10 protein-coding genes are annotated in these 16,508 nt (G+C 69.7%); 5 read left to right on the top strand and 5 right to left on the bottom strand.

Annotated elements, in window-relative coordinates:
- Nucleotides 1–86 precede the first annotated feature (86 nt).
- Together ACZ5J1_RS05015 and rpsA are read right to left on the bottom strand one after the other, a co-directional pair.
- Nucleotides 87–1,082 carry a helix-turn-helix domain-containing protein gene (locus ACZ5J1_RS05015; protein WP_464563095.1) on the bottom strand — a complete coding sequence of 332 codons (996 nt, stop codon included), beginning with the start codon at nucleotides 1,080–1,082 and terminating at the stop codon, nucleotides 87–89.
- A 290-nt stretch (nucleotides 1,083–1,372) separates the two neighbouring features.
- Nucleotides 1,373–2,824, bottom strand: a complete 1,452-nt coding sequence (gene rpsA, locus ACZ5J1_RS05010) for a 30S ribosomal protein S1 (RefSeq protein WP_464563093.1) — start codon at nucleotides 2,822–2,824, stop codon at nucleotides 1,373–1,375.
- Between the two features lie 179 nt (nucleotides 2,825–3,003).
- Here rpsA and ACZ5J1_RS05005 point away from each other — a divergent pair, with 179 nt between their 5' ends.
- A complete protein-coding gene (locus tag ACZ5J1_RS05005; protein WP_464563091.1) occupies nucleotides 3,004–6,018 on the top strand; it encodes a hypothetical protein in 3,015 nt (1,004 codons plus the stop codon).
- A 95-nt stretch (nucleotides 6,019–6,113) separates the two neighbouring features.
- A complete protein-coding gene (locus tag ACZ5J1_RS05000) occupies nucleotides 6,114–6,935 on the top strand; it encodes a class I SAM-dependent methyltransferase (RefSeq protein ID WP_464563089.1) in 822 nt (273 codons plus the stop codon).
- A 7-nt stretch (nucleotides 6,936–6,942) separates the two neighbouring features.
- On the opposite strand, the gene ACZ5J1_RS04995 is transcribed toward ACZ5J1_RS05000, so the two are convergent.
- A complete protein-coding gene (locus tag ACZ5J1_RS04995) occupies nucleotides 6,943–7,875 on the bottom strand; it encodes a porin PorA family protein (protein WP_464563087.1) in 933 nt (310 codons plus the stop codon).
- Nucleotides 7,876–7,995: 120 nt separating this feature from the next.
- Here ACZ5J1_RS04995 and ACZ5J1_RS04990 point away from each other — a divergent pair, with 120 nt between their 5' ends.
- Together ACZ5J1_RS04990 and ACZ5J1_RS04985 are read left to right on the top strand one after the other, a co-directional pair.
- On the top strand, nucleotides 7,996–9,804 hold the full coding sequence (locus ACZ5J1_RS04990; protein ID WP_464563085.1) for a hypothetical protein: 1,809 nt from the start codon (nucleotides 7,996–7,998) through the stop codon (nucleotides 9,802–9,804).
- Complete coding sequence (locus tag ACZ5J1_RS04985) at nucleotides 9,801–11,003, top strand: acyltransferase family protein (protein ID WP_464563083.1); 1,203 nt, start codon at nucleotides 9,801–9,803, stop codon at nucleotides 11,001–11,003. The genes ACZ5J1_RS04990 and ACZ5J1_RS04985 overlap by 4 nt, the downstream gene beginning before the upstream one ends.
- On the opposite strand, the gene ACZ5J1_RS04980 is transcribed toward ACZ5J1_RS04985, so the two are convergent.
- Nucleotides 10,916–15,022 carry an alpha-(1->3)-arabinofuranosyltransferase domain-containing protein gene (locus tag ACZ5J1_RS04980; RefSeq protein WP_464563081.1) on the bottom strand — a complete coding sequence of 1,369 codons (4,107 nt, stop codon included), beginning with the start codon at nucleotides 15,020–15,022 and terminating at the stop codon, nucleotides 10,916–10,918. The two genes, ACZ5J1_RS04985 and ACZ5J1_RS04980, sit on opposite strands and share 88 nt — an antisense overlap.
- A gap of 97 nt (nucleotides 15,023–15,119) precedes the next feature.
- Here ACZ5J1_RS04980 and ACZ5J1_RS04975 point away from each other — a divergent pair, with 97 nt between their 5' ends.
- A complete protein-coding gene (locus tag ACZ5J1_RS04975; RefSeq protein WP_464563079.1) occupies nucleotides 15,120–16,244 on the top strand; it encodes a glycosyltransferase family 4 protein in 1,125 nt (374 codons plus the stop codon).
- Nucleotides 16,245–16,322: 78 nt separating this feature from the next.
- Here ACZ5J1_RS04975 and ACZ5J1_RS04970 read toward each other — a convergent pair whose 3' ends face one another.
- Entirely contained in the window at nucleotides 16,323–16,487 is a 165-nt protein-coding gene (locus tag ACZ5J1_RS04970; protein WP_464563078.1) for a hypothetical protein, read from the bottom strand.
- Between the last annotated feature and the right edge of the window lie 21 nt (nucleotides 16,488–16,508).

The raw sequence follows: 16,508 nt of genomic DNA, 5'->3' as shown, positions 1-16,508 counted from the left end.
CGAACCCCAGAAGAGTAAAGGAATATACGATCAGTCGCAGGAGAATCGACTCCAGGTGCAACAAATGGTCCGAAGAGTGCCGGCACCTAGGCCGTTCGACCCAGCTCCCCCGTCACCGACGTCAGGTCGGCACAGGCGAAGCGCTTCCGGTAGGCCGCCGGACTCAGCCCGCGCGCCCGGAGGAAGTGGTGCCGCAAGGTGGCTGAGTTCCCGAACCCGACCTCGCCGGCGATCCGCTCGATCGGCACGTCGGTGGTCTCCAACATCTGCTCGGCCCGCAGGAGGCGCTGCCGCGTGATCCACGCGTGCGGCGTCGCCCCGGTCTCGGCCCGGAACCGCCGGGCGAAGGTGCGCGGCGACATCAGCGCCCGCTTCGCCAGGCCCGGCACGTCGAGCTCGTCGTGGAGGTTCTCCGCGATCCAGGCAAGCAGCGGACCGAAGGACTCGGTGGCCGTCTCCACCACGGGTCGGGAGATGAACTGCGCCTGTCCCCCGTCACGCTGCGGCGGAATCACCATCCGCCGGGCGATCTGAGCAGCAACGGCGGCGCCGTACTCCTGACGCCAGATGTGCAGGCTCGCGTCCAGCCCGGCCGCGGTCCCGGCACTGGTGACGATCTGTCCGGCATCGACGTAGAGCACCTCCGGCACCACCGTCGCCTCCGGGAACCGACGCTGCAGCTCGTCGGTGTGCTTCCAGTGCGTGGTGCACTCGATCCCCTCGAGCAGGCCCGCCTCACCGAGCGTGAAGGCGCCAGAGCAAAGCGTCATCAGCCGGGCGCCACGCTGGTGCGCCTCCTGCAGCGCGTCGGCCACTCCCGGCGGCAGCGGGTCGCCGTGACGGCCGTAGCTCAGTGCCGGCACGACCACCAGGTCGGCCTCGCGCAGCCGACCGAGGTCATGGGTCGCACCGACCGTGAATCCCATCGAGGTCGTCACCGGGCCGACCCTCGGAGCACAGACGGCGAAGTCGAGGACCGGGATGCCGTCGTCGCTGCGATCGAGCCCGAAGGCCTCGCACGCGACCCCGAACTCGAACGGGTTCAGGCCGTCGTAGACGAGCGTGGCGACGTTGGTGAGCATGGCACCACTGTAGGTGGCAGGAATTCATCGAACAATGGCTATCCTGCCAATGGCGGCAGGATCTTGCGGTGACGAGACTTACTGCCATGAACATCGTCGACCGCGTGATCCACCACCTGAACCGCCCGTTGCACGGCAACGGCCCGCGCCCCGCAGCGCACCAGCCCGACAGCTCCACCTGGGGCCTCTTCCGTTGAGACAGACACCAGCCTCTCCCCTGCGTCCAGCACAGAAATGCAGATCAGCCCCGGCCGAGGCCGGGGCTGATCTGTTGTTCAGGTCTGACTAGCTCAGTTGCCGGTCAGCTTCTCGCGCAGGGCCTGGAGAGCCTCGTCGCTCGCGAGCGAACCCGCGGTCTCGGTGGTCTCGCTGCTGTACGACGTACCCTCGGCAGCCTCGGCGTCGGCAGCCTTGGCGTCGGCCTGCTGCTTGACGTGAGCCTCCCAGCGAGCGTGAGCCTGAGCGTACTGCTCCTCCCACGCGGCCTTCTGGGTCTCGAAGCCCTCGAGCCACTCGCCGGTCTCCGGGTCGAAGCCCTCGGGGTAGATGTAGTTGCCCTGGTCGTCGTAGGTCGCGGCCATACCGTAGAGGGTCGGGTCGAACTCTTCGATGTCGCTCGCGGTGGCCGTCTCGTTGGCCTGCTTGAGGGACAGCGAGATCCGGCGACGCTCGAGGTCGATGTCGATGATCTTGACCATCGCGTCGTCGTTGACCTGGACGACCTGCTCCGGGATCTCCACGTGGCGCTCGGCCAGCTCGGAGATGTGGACCAGGCCCTCGATGCCCTCCTCGACGCGCACGAACGCACCGAACGGGACGAGCTTGGTGACCTTACCGGGAACGATCTGGCCGATCTGGTGGGTCCGGGCGAAGTGCTGCCACGGGTCCTCCTGCGTCGCCTTGAGCGACAGGGACACGCGCTCGCGGTCCATGTCGACGTCAAGAACCTCGACGGTGACCTCGTCACCGACGGCGACGACCTCGGACGGGTGGTCGATGTGCTTCCAGGAGAGCTCGGAGACGTGGACGAGACCGTCGACGCCACCCAGGTCCACGAACGCACCGAAGTTGACGATCGAGGACACGACACCCTTGCGGATCTGGCCCTTCTGGAGCTGGGTCAGGAAGCCGTGGCGAACCTCGGACTGGGTCTGCTCGAGCCAGGCACGGCGCGACAGGACCACGTTGTTGCGGTTCTTGTCGAGCTCGATGATCTTGGCCTCGAGCGTCTGACCGACGTAGGGCTGCAGGTCGCGGACGCGACGCATCTCCACCAGCGAGGCGGGCAGGAAGCCGCGCAGGCCGATGTCGATGATGAGACCGCCCTTGACGACCTCGATGACGGTGCCCTCGACGACGCCGTCCTCTTCCTTGACCTTCTCGATGGTGCCCCAGGCACGCTCGTACTGAGCGCGCTTCTTGGACAGGATCAGGCGACCTTCCTTGTCCTCCTTCTGGAGGACCAGGGCCTCGACCTCGTCGCCCACGGAAACGACCTCGTTGGGGTCGACGTCGTGCTTGATGGAGAGCTCGCGGGAGGGGATGACACCCTCGGTCTTGTAACCGATGTCGAGGAGGACCTCGTCCCGGTCGACCTTGACGATGGTCCCGGAGACCAGATCGCCGTCGTTGAAGTACTTGATCGTCGCGTCGATTGCCGCGAGGAAGTCGTCCTCGGACCCGATGTCGTTGATCGCCACCTGGGGGGCGTCGTAGTCCGGAAGAACAGAAAGAGTCGTCATGGAGTAGTAGGAACCTTGAGTGTTGGGTGAGCCTCCGAAGAAGCAGGACAGTCAAGAGTACGTCGCCCCCACCGCGAGAGTCCAACCGGGAGTGACCGACGTAACCCCGGGGTATCCCCATCGTTGGGGATGACAAGCGCCGGCACCCCGAGCCCGGCACAGCCCCGCCAGGAGCATTCATGTCACTTCGCCCCTCGATCGCTGCTGCGGTCGGCTTGAGCGCCTTCGCGCTCTCGAGCATCATCACGCCAGGTCTCGCCGAGGCCGCCGTCACGCCGGTCACGCCGACCCCCGCTCCCCCCGCGACGTCGACCCACACGGCGCTCGCCCAGGCCGACGTCCTCCAACTCAAGGCGCTCGCCTTCGGTCCGCTCTCCCTGCTCGACGCCGCCGTCGGGCAGGCCAAGGGAACCGTGGACAGCAACGGCGCCAAGGACAGCAAGGGCAACATCGTGAAGTCCAAGGCGTACGGCGCCTCGGTCTCGCTCAAGGTCGGCGGCGCCCCCGCCTACGCCCTGCAGACCGCGCCCGAGCCCGGCGACGCGCTGCCCAACTACGGCACCTCCGTCGACCTCACCGCGCTCTCCCCGGTGGCGTCGGTCAAGTTGATCGACACGATGGCCCACGCCGAGTGGAACGCCAAGGCCGCCTGCGCCCCGACCTCCTTGGTGCCGACCACGTCGAGTGCCGAGGTGGCCGGCCTGACCGTCCTCGGTGGCACGCTCCCGATCCCGGGCGCCCCGGCCCTCCCGTCGCTCCTCTCCCTCAACGGCACCGCCCACGTGGACGAGACGATCACCCAGGTCGAGGACACCACCACGGCCGATGACGACCGCAAGCTGGTCGCCACCACCAAGGGCACCGTCGCCGGCCTGGAGCTGCTCGGCGGCGCGATCAAGATCAGCGTCTCGAAGCAGCCCCAGCTCGTCGCCACCGCCACCGGCAAGCCCGGCGGCGCCTCGGTGACCTACACCTCGCCGGTCCTCACCGTCCAGGTGGCTGGCGCCCCCGCCCAGACCCTCAACGCCACCAACAGCTCGTTCAGCCTGGCGAACATCCCCGGTCTGAGCTCCCTGGTCGGCGTCGAGCTGAGCCTCGGCCAGCTCGGCGACGACAACAAGACGGTCAAGGCCGACGGCACCCACGCCGCCGCCGACGTCTCGCTGCTGCACGTGAAGATCAGCCTGGCCCCGGCCGTCGCCGGTGGCGTCACCGTCCTCGAGACCGACCTCGTCCGGCTGCAGTCCGAGGCCACCGTGGCCGCCGGCGGGATCAACTGCACCACCGACCCCGACGGTGACGGCCTGCCGACCGCCGTCGAGACCAGCCTGGGCCTGAAGCCCTACGACCCCGACACCGACGGGGACAAGCTCGCCGACGGCGCCGAGGACTACGACGGCGACGGGCTCACCAACCTCGCCGAGATCACCCGCGTTCCCCCGACCGACCCGAAGAAGTCGGACACCGACGGCGACGGGCTCAGCGACAAGCAGGAGGTCGTCGCCGGCACCGACCCGACGAACCCCCTCGACCCCGGCCTGACCCTCGACACCGACGGCGGCGGCACGCCCGACTGGTGGGAGATCAAGCTCGGCACCGACCGGACCAACAAGGCCGACGACGACCACGACTTCGACGGTGACGGCGTGCCCAACAACGCCGAGATCCAGGGCCAGCCGCCGACCGACCCGACCAAGGCCGACACCGACGGCGACGGCCTCTCGGACAAGATCGAGAAGTCGCTCGGGACCGACCCGACCAAGAAGGACACCGACGCCGACGGCATCGCCGACGGTGACGAGGACTTCGACGGCGACACCTTGGGCAACCTGGCCGAGATCAACGGCAAGCCGGCCACCGACCCGACCAAGAAGGACACCGACGGCGACGGCCTGCCCGACAACACCGAGTTCGCGATCGGCACCGACCCGCACGAGGTCGACTCCGACGGCGACGGGATGGACGACGGCAAGGAGGTGCGTTGGCACCTCGACCCGACCGACAACGACCAGGACAACCTGAACGGTTCGGACGGCGACGACGACTTCGACAAGGACGGCCTGAGCAACAAGGCCGAGGTCGACGCGGTCCCGCCGACCGACCCGCTGGACAAGAACTCCCCCGGGACGCCCCCGACCGGCCCGGTCGACACCGACGGTGACGGCCTGACCGACACCTACGAGGTGACCATCACCAGGACCGACCCGACCAAGAAGGACTCCGACAACGGCGGGGTCGACGACGGCAAGGAGGTCGCGAACGGGACCAACCCGCTCGACCCGACCGACGACGCCAACGTGGTCGACACGGACAAGGACGGTCTCAGCGACAAGACCGAGGCCCAGCTCGGCACCGACAAGACCAAGCCGGACACCGACAACGACGGCCTGACCGACTTCGAAGAGGTCACCACCTACAACACGAGTCCGAAGGTGAAGGACACCGACGGCGGCACGGTCAGCGACGGTGACGAGGTCAAGAAGACCCACACCAACCCGCTGCTCGGCTCCGACGACGTTCCGGCTCCCAACCAGGACCCCGACGGCGACGGACTCTCCAACGCCACCGAGGCGACCGTCGGGACGGACCCGGCCAAGGCCGACACCGACGGCGACGGCCTCAAGGACGGTGCCGAGCTCCTCACCCACCGGACCGACCCGCTCAACCCCGACAGTGACGCCGACGGCCTCACCGACGGTGCTGAGGTGAACACCCACCACTCCAACCCGGTCGCCTCCGACACCGACGGCGACAGCCTGAAGGACGGCGCCGAGGTCAAGACGTACCTGACCTCGCCGATCCGTCGCGACACCGACGCCGACGGTCTCACCGACGGCTCCGAGGTCAAGGGGTTCCGGATCGTCTCCAAGCTGCGGCTCAAGGGGACGAAGGCGAAGGACGGGAAGAAGGTGGTCTGGGTGGTCAAGACCAACCCGCGCAGCCGCGACACCGACGCCGACGGGCTCAGCGACCGCGCCGAGGTCATCGGCTCGTCCAACCGGTTCAAGGCACGGCCGAGCAACCCGCTCGTGGCCGACACCGACAAGGACGGCCTCAAGGACGGCCAGGAGGAGCTGCGTTACAACACCAACGCACTCAACTGGGACACCGACCGCGGGGGTGTGAGCGACGGGACCGAGATCCGTCGCGGCACCAACCCGCTGCGCAGCGCGAAGGCCACCCGGAAGGCCTGAGCGCACCTAGACCGCACCTTGGCGGGGCGGGGCAGGCGCGGATCCCAGTGATGGGGTCCGCGCCTGTTGCATCTCCGGCTGACTAGCCTGAACCCATGAGCGAGCCCGAGGGACCGATCGTCTACTCCGAACGACGGACGATCGACGAAGCAGCGTCTCGCCGGGCCAACGGGGCCGACTGGGACCGGTACGCCGACGAGTACCAGGCCACCCACGGCCCGTTCCTGGGTGACGTCGGTTTCGTCTGGGGGCCGGAAGGGTTCACCGAGGCCGAGGCCGGGATCCTCGGCTCGCTCGACGGACGAACCGTGCTCGAGCTGGGCTCCGGAGCCGGCCAGTGTTCCCGATGGGTCGCGACCCAGGGCGGCCACCCGGTGGGGCTCGATCTCTCCCACCGCCAGCTGCAGCACTCGCGCCGCCTGGACGCTGCCACCGGGATCCGGGTGCCGTCGGTGCGTGGCACCGCCACGGCACTCCCGTTCCGGTCGGCGTCGTTCGACGTCGTGTTCTGCTCGTTCGGCGCCCTGCAGTTCGTCGCCGACATCGAGGAGACCGTCCGTGACGTCGCCCGGGTCCTGCGCCCCGGGGGCCGCTTCGCCTTCTCGATCACCCACCCGACGCGGTGGATGTTCCCCGACGACCCCGGCGTCGAGGGGCTGACGGCGAGCCAGTCCTACTGGGACCGCACGCCCTACGTCGAGGTGGACGTGGAGACGAGCGAACCGTCCTACGTGGAGCACCACCGCACCCTGGGCGACTGGGTCGGCCTCCTGGCCGGCACCGGCTTCCGGATCACCGATCTGCTCGAGCCGGAGTGGCCCGAAGGACACGAACGCATCTGGGGCGGATGGAGCCGTGCCCGGGGCGTCATCGCCCCGGGCACGGCCATCTTCGGTGCGGACCTCGCAAGGTCCTAGCGTCTGATCAGACGGTCGTGAGCTCGCGCTCGTTGTCGCTGGTGTCCTGCTTGCGCGGCTTGCGCAGGACCACGATGCCCACGACGATCAGCACGATCCCGATGACCGGCGCGATCCACTTCATGAAGACGTCGAGGATCCAGAGCAGACGGATGTTGCCCTTGGCGTCATCGGCGTTCGCGGTGACCGTGTCAGCGGTGTAACGCAGGTCGGCGTCGAAGACGACGGTGCCGTCCGGCAGGCCGACGGCCTGCTTGACCGACTGGTCGATGTAGGCGCCGGTCTTGGGCTCCACCCAGAGAGTCTGGTGGCTCTCGTAGGTGCCCTGCGTCCCCTCGGAGATCTCAGCCGTCGTCTTCGGGACGTCGACGTCGAACTGGTAGGTCTCGACGCCCTGGATCTCCTTCGTGGCGACGTACGTGGCGGTGACCGTGGTCTGCAGCGTGCCGTCCCAGTACTGGTAGTCCTTCTTCTGGGTGTCGAAGGGGAACTTGGTCACCAGGCCCTCGTAGGGCTGGATCGCGTCCGGGTCCTTGATGTACTTCGCCTGGTCCTCGACCGGGTATCCGGTGGAGCGGTCCAGGGCGTACTTCTCGTCGCTGATGCTGACGATCCGCTCGTCACCCTCAGGGAAGATGACGTTCCCCTTCTTGTCGAGGCAGAACTCGGTCCCGGTGGCGACGCAGCCGAACTGCGACATCGCGACGACGTCGTTGGTCGAGGCCTCCGGGTCGGCCCGGGTCAGCGTCGCGTTGGTGACGTCGACGGCCGTGTCCGACTTGGCCAGCAGGCCCGAGCCGGTGCCGGTCAGATAGGTGAAGTTGTCCACACCGATCGGGATCCGATGCGCTGCATCGCTCCCCCAGAAGACCACGACTCCACTAGCAACAAGCGTGAACGCACCCAGCAACAGCGCCAGGCGTCCCCAAATAGCACGCATTACTTCACCCCTCCCAAGGCTCCATGAAACGCAGGAACCGTAGCAGCAGTTCCCCGTTCATTGTGCATCACATCACATTCCGATGCGATCACGACGGAATCCGCATGCCATAGTTCGCGCGTGTCCGAACCGCGTTCCACCACTGTGGAGACCCTCGACAAGGGCCAGCTGGTGCTGCTGACGGGGGTCGGTCTCATCGTCGCGCACCTCCTCTTCCGCGGCTGGGCGTCGCTGAACGGTTGGTTCTACACCGACGACCTGCACTTCCTCGCCGACTTCACCGATCGACCGCTCTCGTTCGCGTTGCTCTGGGAGCCGCACGACAGCCAGTTCATGCCGGGCGGACTGCTGGACGCCTGGCTGGTGGCGCACGCCGGGACCTACCAGTGGGCGGCGGCCGCGGTGTCGATGACGCTCTTCCAGCTGGTCGCCGACGTCGCCTGCCTGTGGATGCTGCTCAGCCTCTTCGGGCGACGTTGGTCGAGCATCGTGCTGCTCGGCTTCTATCTGTTCTGCACGATGACGCTGACCGCCTTCATGTGGTGGGCGGCGGGGCTGAACCAGGTCCCGACCCATGCGGCGTTCTTCGCCTGCGTGGCACTGCACGTGCGCTACCTGCGCACCGGCCGGGTGCGGTGGCTGGCGGCCGCGATGCTCGCGATCGTCATCGGTGAGTGCTTCTACGTGAAGGCGGCCCTCTTCGTCCTGCCGCTGGCCGTGCTGACGCTGGTCTGGTTCGTCCCGACCGGGAAGGGGTGGCTGCGCCGCGCTGCCCGGCTGCACGGTCGGGCGGCACTGGCCTATGCCGCACTCACGGTGGCCTTCGGGATCCTCTACGTCCGGCACGTGCCGAACCCGCTGAGCTCGGGCGACATCCACTGGGTCGATCTCGCCGAGGCGATGTTCGGCCGGTCCCTGTCCGCGGTGCTGCTCGGTGGTCCGTGGCACTGGACGTGGGCGGTCGACCCCGCCGGCCAGGTCGGCACGCCACCGGTGGTGTCGGCGCTGTGCTGGGTCCTGATCATCGGCGTGGTGGTCTGGCTGCGGGTGCGCCGTCGCGCGACGCTCTGGGCGATCGCGGTCGTGCTGCCCTACGTCGCCGTCACCTACTACCTCACCGCACGCGGCCGCGGCATGCTCGGTGGGTTCGTCGGCGTGGAGCTGCGCTACCTCGCCGACGCTGCGCCGGTCTTCACCCTGGCGGCCGGGCTGCTCGTCCTCCCGCTGATCGGCGCGACCCGCCAGCCGCTCGGTGCCAGCCAAGGCCCGCCGCTCCCCCGGACGCGAGGCGGCCGAATCGCGCTGACGGGTGTCGCCCTCCTCGCCGCGGCCGGCTGTGCCTGGTCGAACGCGACGTACGTCGTCGGCTGGCACGAGTTCCCCCAACGGAGCTACATGGCCCACGCCATCAGTGCCGCCGAACGGAGTCCGCTGCGGCTGCTCGACATCGCCGCCCCGGAATCGGTGTTCCCAGCGGTGGACCACCCATACAACCTGCCTGGGGAGTTCCTGCGGCCGCTGGGCGAACGGGCGCAGGTGCTGACCGCCGGCACCGACCTGCAGGTCCTGCGTGAGGACGGCCGTCCCGGCACCCTGATCACCGCCGCCGACGGCGCCGCGAGCACCCCGGGGCCGGTGGCCGGCTGCGGGCACCCGGTGAGCGGCACCGAGCTGGCCATCGACACCACGGGCTCGCCGCAGGACTTCTTCTGGCACGCCGTCGTCCGCTACCTCGCGAAGGCCGACGGCACGGTCTCGCTGACGATCGGCGACGACCACGTCGAGATGCCCGTGCTCGAGGGCGCCCACACCTACGTCTTCGACGGAAGCGGAGCCTTCGCTGGTGTCACCGCGACCGGGACGGCGGACAATGTCGTATGCATCGACGCCATCACCGTCGGTGACGTCGCAGCCCTGGAGGACCAATGACCAGCACGCCGACCGCCGTGAGTGGTCGACTCGCCCGCCCGAGCACCATCCCCGCGCTCGACACGATGCGCTTCCTCGGAGTGCTCGCCGTGATGGGTACCCACGTCGGGTTCCACGCCGGCATCTACACCAGCACCGGGGTGCTCGGCTTCCTCGCCAGCCGCCTCAGCGTCGGCGTGGCGATCTTCTTCGTGCTCTCCGGATTCCTGCTCTCCCGTGAGTGGCTGGTCCGAGCCTCCGCCGACCAGCCGGCCCCCTCGGCGCGGGAGTACTACCGCAAGCGTTTCTGGCGGATCTACCCCGCCTACCTCGTCGTCGCGCTGATCGTGCTCTCGGCCACCGCCGAGAACCGGGCTCGGTGGCCCGAGGGCTGGATCTCGACGTTGCTGATGGTCGACCCGTACACCACCAACGGTCTGCCCGAGGGATTCACCCAGACCTGGAGCCTGAGCACCGAGGTGGCGTTCTACGCCGTCCTGCCGCTGCTGATGTGGCTGTTGCTGGGTCTGTCCCGGAGCTTCTCCCCCACCCGGATCGTCGCGGTGCTGGCGGGCTGTGCGGTGCTCACCGTGGCGTGGCTCGGGTTCATCGGCGGTCAGCTGTCGCTGGACGGTGTCCCGGTGTACGAGTGGTTGCCGGCGTACCTGTCCTGGTTCGCCGCGGGGATCGGGCTGGCCGTGCTGCACACCGCCCCCGAGGTCTTCCCCCGCACCACCGCCCTGGTGCGCTCCCTGGCCGCCAGCCCCGGCGTGTGCGGGGTGCTGGCGCTGGTGTTCCTGCTGATCTCCAGCACGCCGGTGGCGGGTCCGTGGCTGCTGGAGCCGATGACCCGCGACGAGGAGATCACGCGCCACGTGCTGTTCCTCGCCGTCGGCGTGCTGCTGATCATCCCGGCGGCGTTCAACGACTCGGGTGAGTCGGCCTGGATCCGGATGCTCGCGCACCCGGTCGGACGGCACGTCGGACACATCTCCTACAGCGTGTTCCTGACCCACATGGCCGTGATCCAGGTGATCGCCCACGTCTTCGACTACCCGCTGTTCGGCGGGAACTTCGTGCCGTTGTTCGCGCTCACCCTGGTGGTCTCGATCCTCGTCTCCGAGGTCCTCTACTACGCGGTCGAGCGCCCCTTCACCCGCTTGGGTCGCCGCCAGAGGACCGCGCCGACGGTCACCCCGAGCGCGGCCACCGTCAGGTAGGACGGCCACCCCCAGTCGCCGGCCCAGCCGTTGACCGACAACCACGGCCGCAGGGCGTAGCCGAGTCCGACGGCACCGATCAGCGCGGTGATCGCAGCGAACGCCGGCTCGTCGGCCCGGTAGCGGGCCATCAGGGCCGTGCCGCCCATGGTCACGGCGACCAGGGCCACCCCCAGCCAGCCGGTCATCAGGCCGGCGGCGAGCAGCGCTGCCCCGATCAACGCCACCCGGCTCGGGCGTTCGGACAACCCGGCCATCGACTCACCGCCCCAGCGGCGACGCAGCGCGGCCAACCAGACCAGGCCGAGCCCGATCAGGCCACCGAGCAGGACCAGGCGGTACGTCGGGTCGGGCGCGTACCGGACGGTGATCGGGTCCTCGCCCTCGCTCAGCCAGCCCTGGCGCCACCCGTCCAACGTGACCGGGGTGGCAGCGGCGCCCGCCTGCGTGGCCCGCCAGCCGGCGTTGGTGTTCTCCCGCTGGTCGGCGATCGCGACGCCGGAACCGAAGTCGCTGAGCGTCCGGGTCACCTTGTCGGGGTCGGTCCGGGTGATGGTGCCGGCTGAGCTCGCCGCGATCGCGGAGTCGCTGCGCTGCAGCAGCAGTCGAACGGGGGTGAGGGCGTCGGTCGCGTCCACGGCCACGGTCTGGGTCCCCGGGTGGAGGTCGACGGGACCGCACAGGGTGGCGGGCACGGCCTTCATCGCCGCCAGGTCGGCCGGAGCGGCGACGAGGCGGGTCTGGACCCGTCGGCTGCCGACGCTGACCGTCGGCCCGGAGCCGCAGCCCCAGTCCCGGACCTGCGTGGACGGGGCGAGCAGCCGTCCGGGGAGCCCGCGGAGGCGGAGCCGGCTGATCCCGATCGGGAGGTCGTGCCACGTCCCGGCCTCGTCGGACCACATCGCGGTCCGCGCCTCCGAGACGGTGATCAGCAGCTGGTCGGTGACGATCGGGGTGGTCAGCTTCACGAATCCGGAGGCGTCGAGCCGGACGATCCTGCTCCCTCCGGGCCAGGTCAGCGTGAGCTCGGTCGGTGCGCTGGCCGGCGCCGTGGCGACGACCTTCGCCGTGACCGCCGTGATCGGGCGGGCCTCGAGCCAGTGCATCTCGATCGAGGGCGCGGTGTCCTCGGCGTCGGCGATCCAGGTGGTCCCGTTCTGGCCGTCGAGCGCGGCGATCACCGAGGCACGCGTGTCCGGGACACCGGCCGACGAGGCGGTCGCACCGGTCAGGTAGTCCTGCGTCAGCAACGCGTCGATGGCCGCGCCCGGGCGCGCTCGGACCAGCAGGTCGCCCTGCCAGGTCGACGCGGTCGGCAGGGTGAGCACCCGTTCGAACCCGGCGGGCTCCTCGGCGGGACGCGCCCGCTCGGCGAGACAGGAGACCGAGTCCCGGATGTCGACGCAGCCGGCGCGCGCGTCCGTCAGTGCGCGGAGCAGGATCGCGTCCGGCGGGAGCTGGTCGTCCAGGGTGGGCAGCACCAGCTGGCGGCGTACGGCGACTCCGTCGACGGCGACCTCGGCGAGCGCGATCTGCTCCCCGTCGAGGCCCTCGACCCGGAGCCAGTCGGTGGTGCCGTCGGGCAGCTCGAGGGTGGTGCTCGCCCCGGGCGTCACCGCCACCCAGGGTCCGGTCCCTCCGGCGGTGCGGACGCGGACCTGGACCGCGGTCGCGGGCAGGGCGGTGCGGTCGCTCACCGTGACCTTGACGGTGCTCGCGGGGATCTTCCGGCCGAGCTCGAGCCGCCACCACGGTGCGCCTCCGGCGCCGACCCCGGAGACCCAGGCCGTGGCCGGGTCACCGTCGAGGGCGGCCAACGGCAGGTCGCCCGGGACGGCACCGCCGAACGCGTTGGCGTCCGACATCGACGACGAGGCGGTCACCGACTCCGCCCCCGTCAGTCGGGTCGTCGTACGCCACCGGTCGTCGGTGATCTCGTACCCCTGGACCCGGTTCCCGGTCCGGCGTACGTCGCCGGGCGAGCGCACCGCCGAGGCTGCGTCGTGGACGCGGCCGAAGGTCTGCTCCCGGTCCAGCATGCCGTCGGTCAGGAGGACGGGGCCGGTCGGGATCTTCGCCGCCTGCTTGCTGTTCGCGCCGGAGTCGAGGTCGCTGGCGAGCACCGTCGGCTGGTCGCCGATCAGGCCGGCGTCGGTGAGGTCGAGCAGGTCCTCGGGACCTCCGACCACGACGGGCGCAGCGGCGGTGGAGACCGACCGGGAAGCGTCGGCGCCGTCGACGGCGTAGATCTCCAGCGCGGGCCGGTGCCGCTGCCATCCGCCGTCGGGGAGCAGCCGGCCCTGGTCGGTGGCGAGCACCGGGTCACCGCCGACGTCGGGCCCGAAGCTCTGCACCAGCCTCAGGCCGGGCGAGCCGGTGAGGGCCTGTCGGACGAGGGCGTCGGCGGGAGCCTCGACGGACAGGGCGAGGTCGTTGCGCACCACGAGCAGGCCGACGCCCGCGCGACGCAGGTAGCGCGCCAGCCCGGCCGAGGGCTCACCCTGGGCGAGCCGGTCCTCGATCGCGTTCAGCATTCGGATGTTGCCGGCCGGAGCCAGCGGGACGGCACCACGGACGGCCCAGGAGTCGGCGTCGAGGTACTGCATCGGCTCGTCGTCGGGCGAGCCCCACAGGTAGTGACCGAAGGAGGAGCCGGGAAGGAGCAGGGCGACACCGCGGTCCTGCCGGTCGACCCAGTCGACGGCCTGCGACCAGTACCCGGGGGTGGAGAGCACCGGCGAGGTGGGGGTCATCCGGCCCGCCCAGGCAGGCAGGGCCCCGGCGAAGACCACGAGGCAGGCCAGTCCTGCGATGGCGGCGCCCGGTCGCCACTGCACGGTCCTGCTCCCGAACCGGGCCTCGACCCGGTGCCGGGCGTGGACGGCGACGTCGACCGCCCAGGCGAAGCCGATGATCAGCGGCAGCCGGATGATCGGATCGAACTTGTGCAGGTTGCGGATCGGAGCCAGTGCGGCGTCGAGCGAGTCGTTGATCGATCCGGCGAACCACCCGCTCACGGCCCCCTGGTGCCCCAGCGAGGTGAGCACGAGGCCCACCAGGACGCTGCTGATCAGGAAGACGCGGTGCGGCTGGCCCCGGTGGGCGATGCCGATCAGACCGAGCCCGATCACCACGGCGAAGTCGAGGGCGAGGAAGCCGGTCGTGAGCAGCTCGCGTCCCGCCTGCCAGCTGCCGTCGAGGTAGGGCACCCAGTGCGTGGTGCCCCGCAGTGCGTCGGCGGCGTTGTTGGCGAACGTGGTGGTGTCGGCACTCTCGATGAAGTCGAGGAACGGCGGTGAGTACGCACCCAGCAGGAGCAGCGGGCCGGCCCACCAGAGCGTGCCGAGCACCGTCGCCAACACCCACCACCCGAACAGCGACCAGCGTCGACGGCCGCCGGTGCGGGTCAGGAGCCAGACCACGCCGAGCGGCAGCACGGCGGCGGTCGCGACGGCGTTGATCCCGCCGGCCATCGAGACGGCAACGCCGGCGAGGATCCCGGCCCGTCGCGGCGAGGTCCCTTCGCGGGAACCGAGCACCAGCGGAAGCAGCACCCACGGCGCCATCGCGATCGTCCAGGCCTCGCTGGAGATCGGGCCGATCTTGGTCAGCAGCGCGGGCGAGAGGGCGTAGGCGAACCCGGCCACGATGACGGCGAGGTCGCTGCGCACCCCGAGGGCACGAGCCACCTTGGCGGTGCCGACGAACGCGGCCGACAGCACCAGCCCGAACCAGAGTCGTTGGATGATCCAGGCCGGGATGCCGAGCACGTTGCCGAGGACGAAGAACGGTCCGGTCGGCCAGAGGTAGCCGTAGGACTGGTCCTGGACCTGGCCGAACGACGCCGTCGGATCCCACAGGTGCAGAGCACGGGCGAGGAACTCGGCGGGGGTCACGGCCAGGTCGAACTTGGTGTCGGCCACCATGAATCCGGGCACCTGGATGAAGGCGATGCCCACCAGGAGGGCGACGCCGGCGATCAACCGGAGCCGGAAGCGGCCCGGGGTCTCGTCGTGCACCGGCGCACCATACCCGACGCCCGGGCGGCTCCGCGTATGTGCGACAACTCACATCGTCCCGTACGCTGTGGTAATGGGTCTCTGGGGAGGGACGACCATGTCAGGCATTTCAGGCCGGCATGTCGTGATGACGTCGTGGCGGGATTCGGGCAACCCTGAAGGTGGTGGCGCCGAGCTCTATCTGACGCGCATCGCCGAAGGGCTGCGCGACGAGGGAGCGCGGGTCACCATCGTGACCGCCGCCTATGAGGGCGCCCCCGAGCGCGAGGTGGTCGACGGGATCACCTACCGCCGCCGCGGGGCCAAGTTCTCCGTCTACCTGTTCGCCATGCTCTCCCTGCTGACGGCTCGACTGCCCGGCGGGATCGGCAGGTTCGACATCGTGGTCGACGTGCAGAACGGTCTGCCGTTCTTCACCCGCATGGTCACCCGCAAGCCGGTGGTGGTCCTCGTGCACCACCTGCACCGCGAGCAGTGGCCGGTCGTGTACCCGGGACGGATGGGGCAGATCGGCTGGTGGATCGAGTCCTGGTTCGCGCCGCGGCTCTACCGGCACTGCCACTACGTGACCGTCTCCGAGGCGACGAAGGTCGAGCTGGTCGCCCTGGGGATCGAGGGTGAGCGGATCGACGTGGTGCACAACGGCACCGACTCCGCCGTCGAGACGCCGCCGGAGCTGTCCGCGCACCCGAGCATCTGCGTGGTCGGACGACTCGTCCCGCACAAGCGGGTCGAGCTCGCGATCGACGCCGTCGCCGAGCTGCTCCCCGACATGCCTGACCTGCGGCTGACCGTGGTCGGGTCGGGGTGGTGGGACAAGGAGCTCGACGCCTACGCCGCCCGCAGCAGCGCCTCGCACGCGGTCGAGTTCACCGGCTTCGTCGAGGACGACGTGCGCGCCTCGATCTACGAGCGTTCCTGGGTGATGGCGCTGCCGTCCCTCAAGGAGGGGTGGGGACTGGTGGTCTCCGAGGCCGCCCGGTTCGGCACCCCGACGGTGGCCTTCCGCGCCGCCGGCGGCACCCAGGAGTCGGTGGCGCACGGCGTCTCCGGCCTGCTCGCCGAGGACTACGCCGAGTTCGTCGACTACCTCCGTCTGGTGCTGACCGACGACGTCGAGCGCAAGGAGCTCTCCCAGGGCGCCGTGGCCCATGCCGGCGAGTACACCTGGGGACGCTCCGTCGCCGCGTTCACGACGGTGCTGAGCAACCAGCTCCGCTGACTCCACCGAGTCCGAAATGACAGAAGTCCCCGCCCCGAAGGGCGAGGACTTCTGCTGTTGAGTGCCGTTGCGGAACTCTCAGCGGGTGGAACCGTAGACGGGCGTCGTCGCCTGAGAAACGTTGCCCACGTTGGCTCCGGGCGTCTCCACCGAGTTGTTCACCACGCCGACGACCGTAGCCGTGGCAATGGCGCCACCAGCGATCACGCTGGCAGCCGTTGCAAAGAAACTGAAACCAAACACAGGGTTCTCCCTCCCAATATC

The sequence above is a fragment of the Nocardioides sp. JCM 18999 genome (assembly GCF_055391175.1).
The sequence above is the reverse complement of the archived record's forward strand: the minus strand, read 5'-3'. Positions and strand labels throughout refer to the sequence as shown.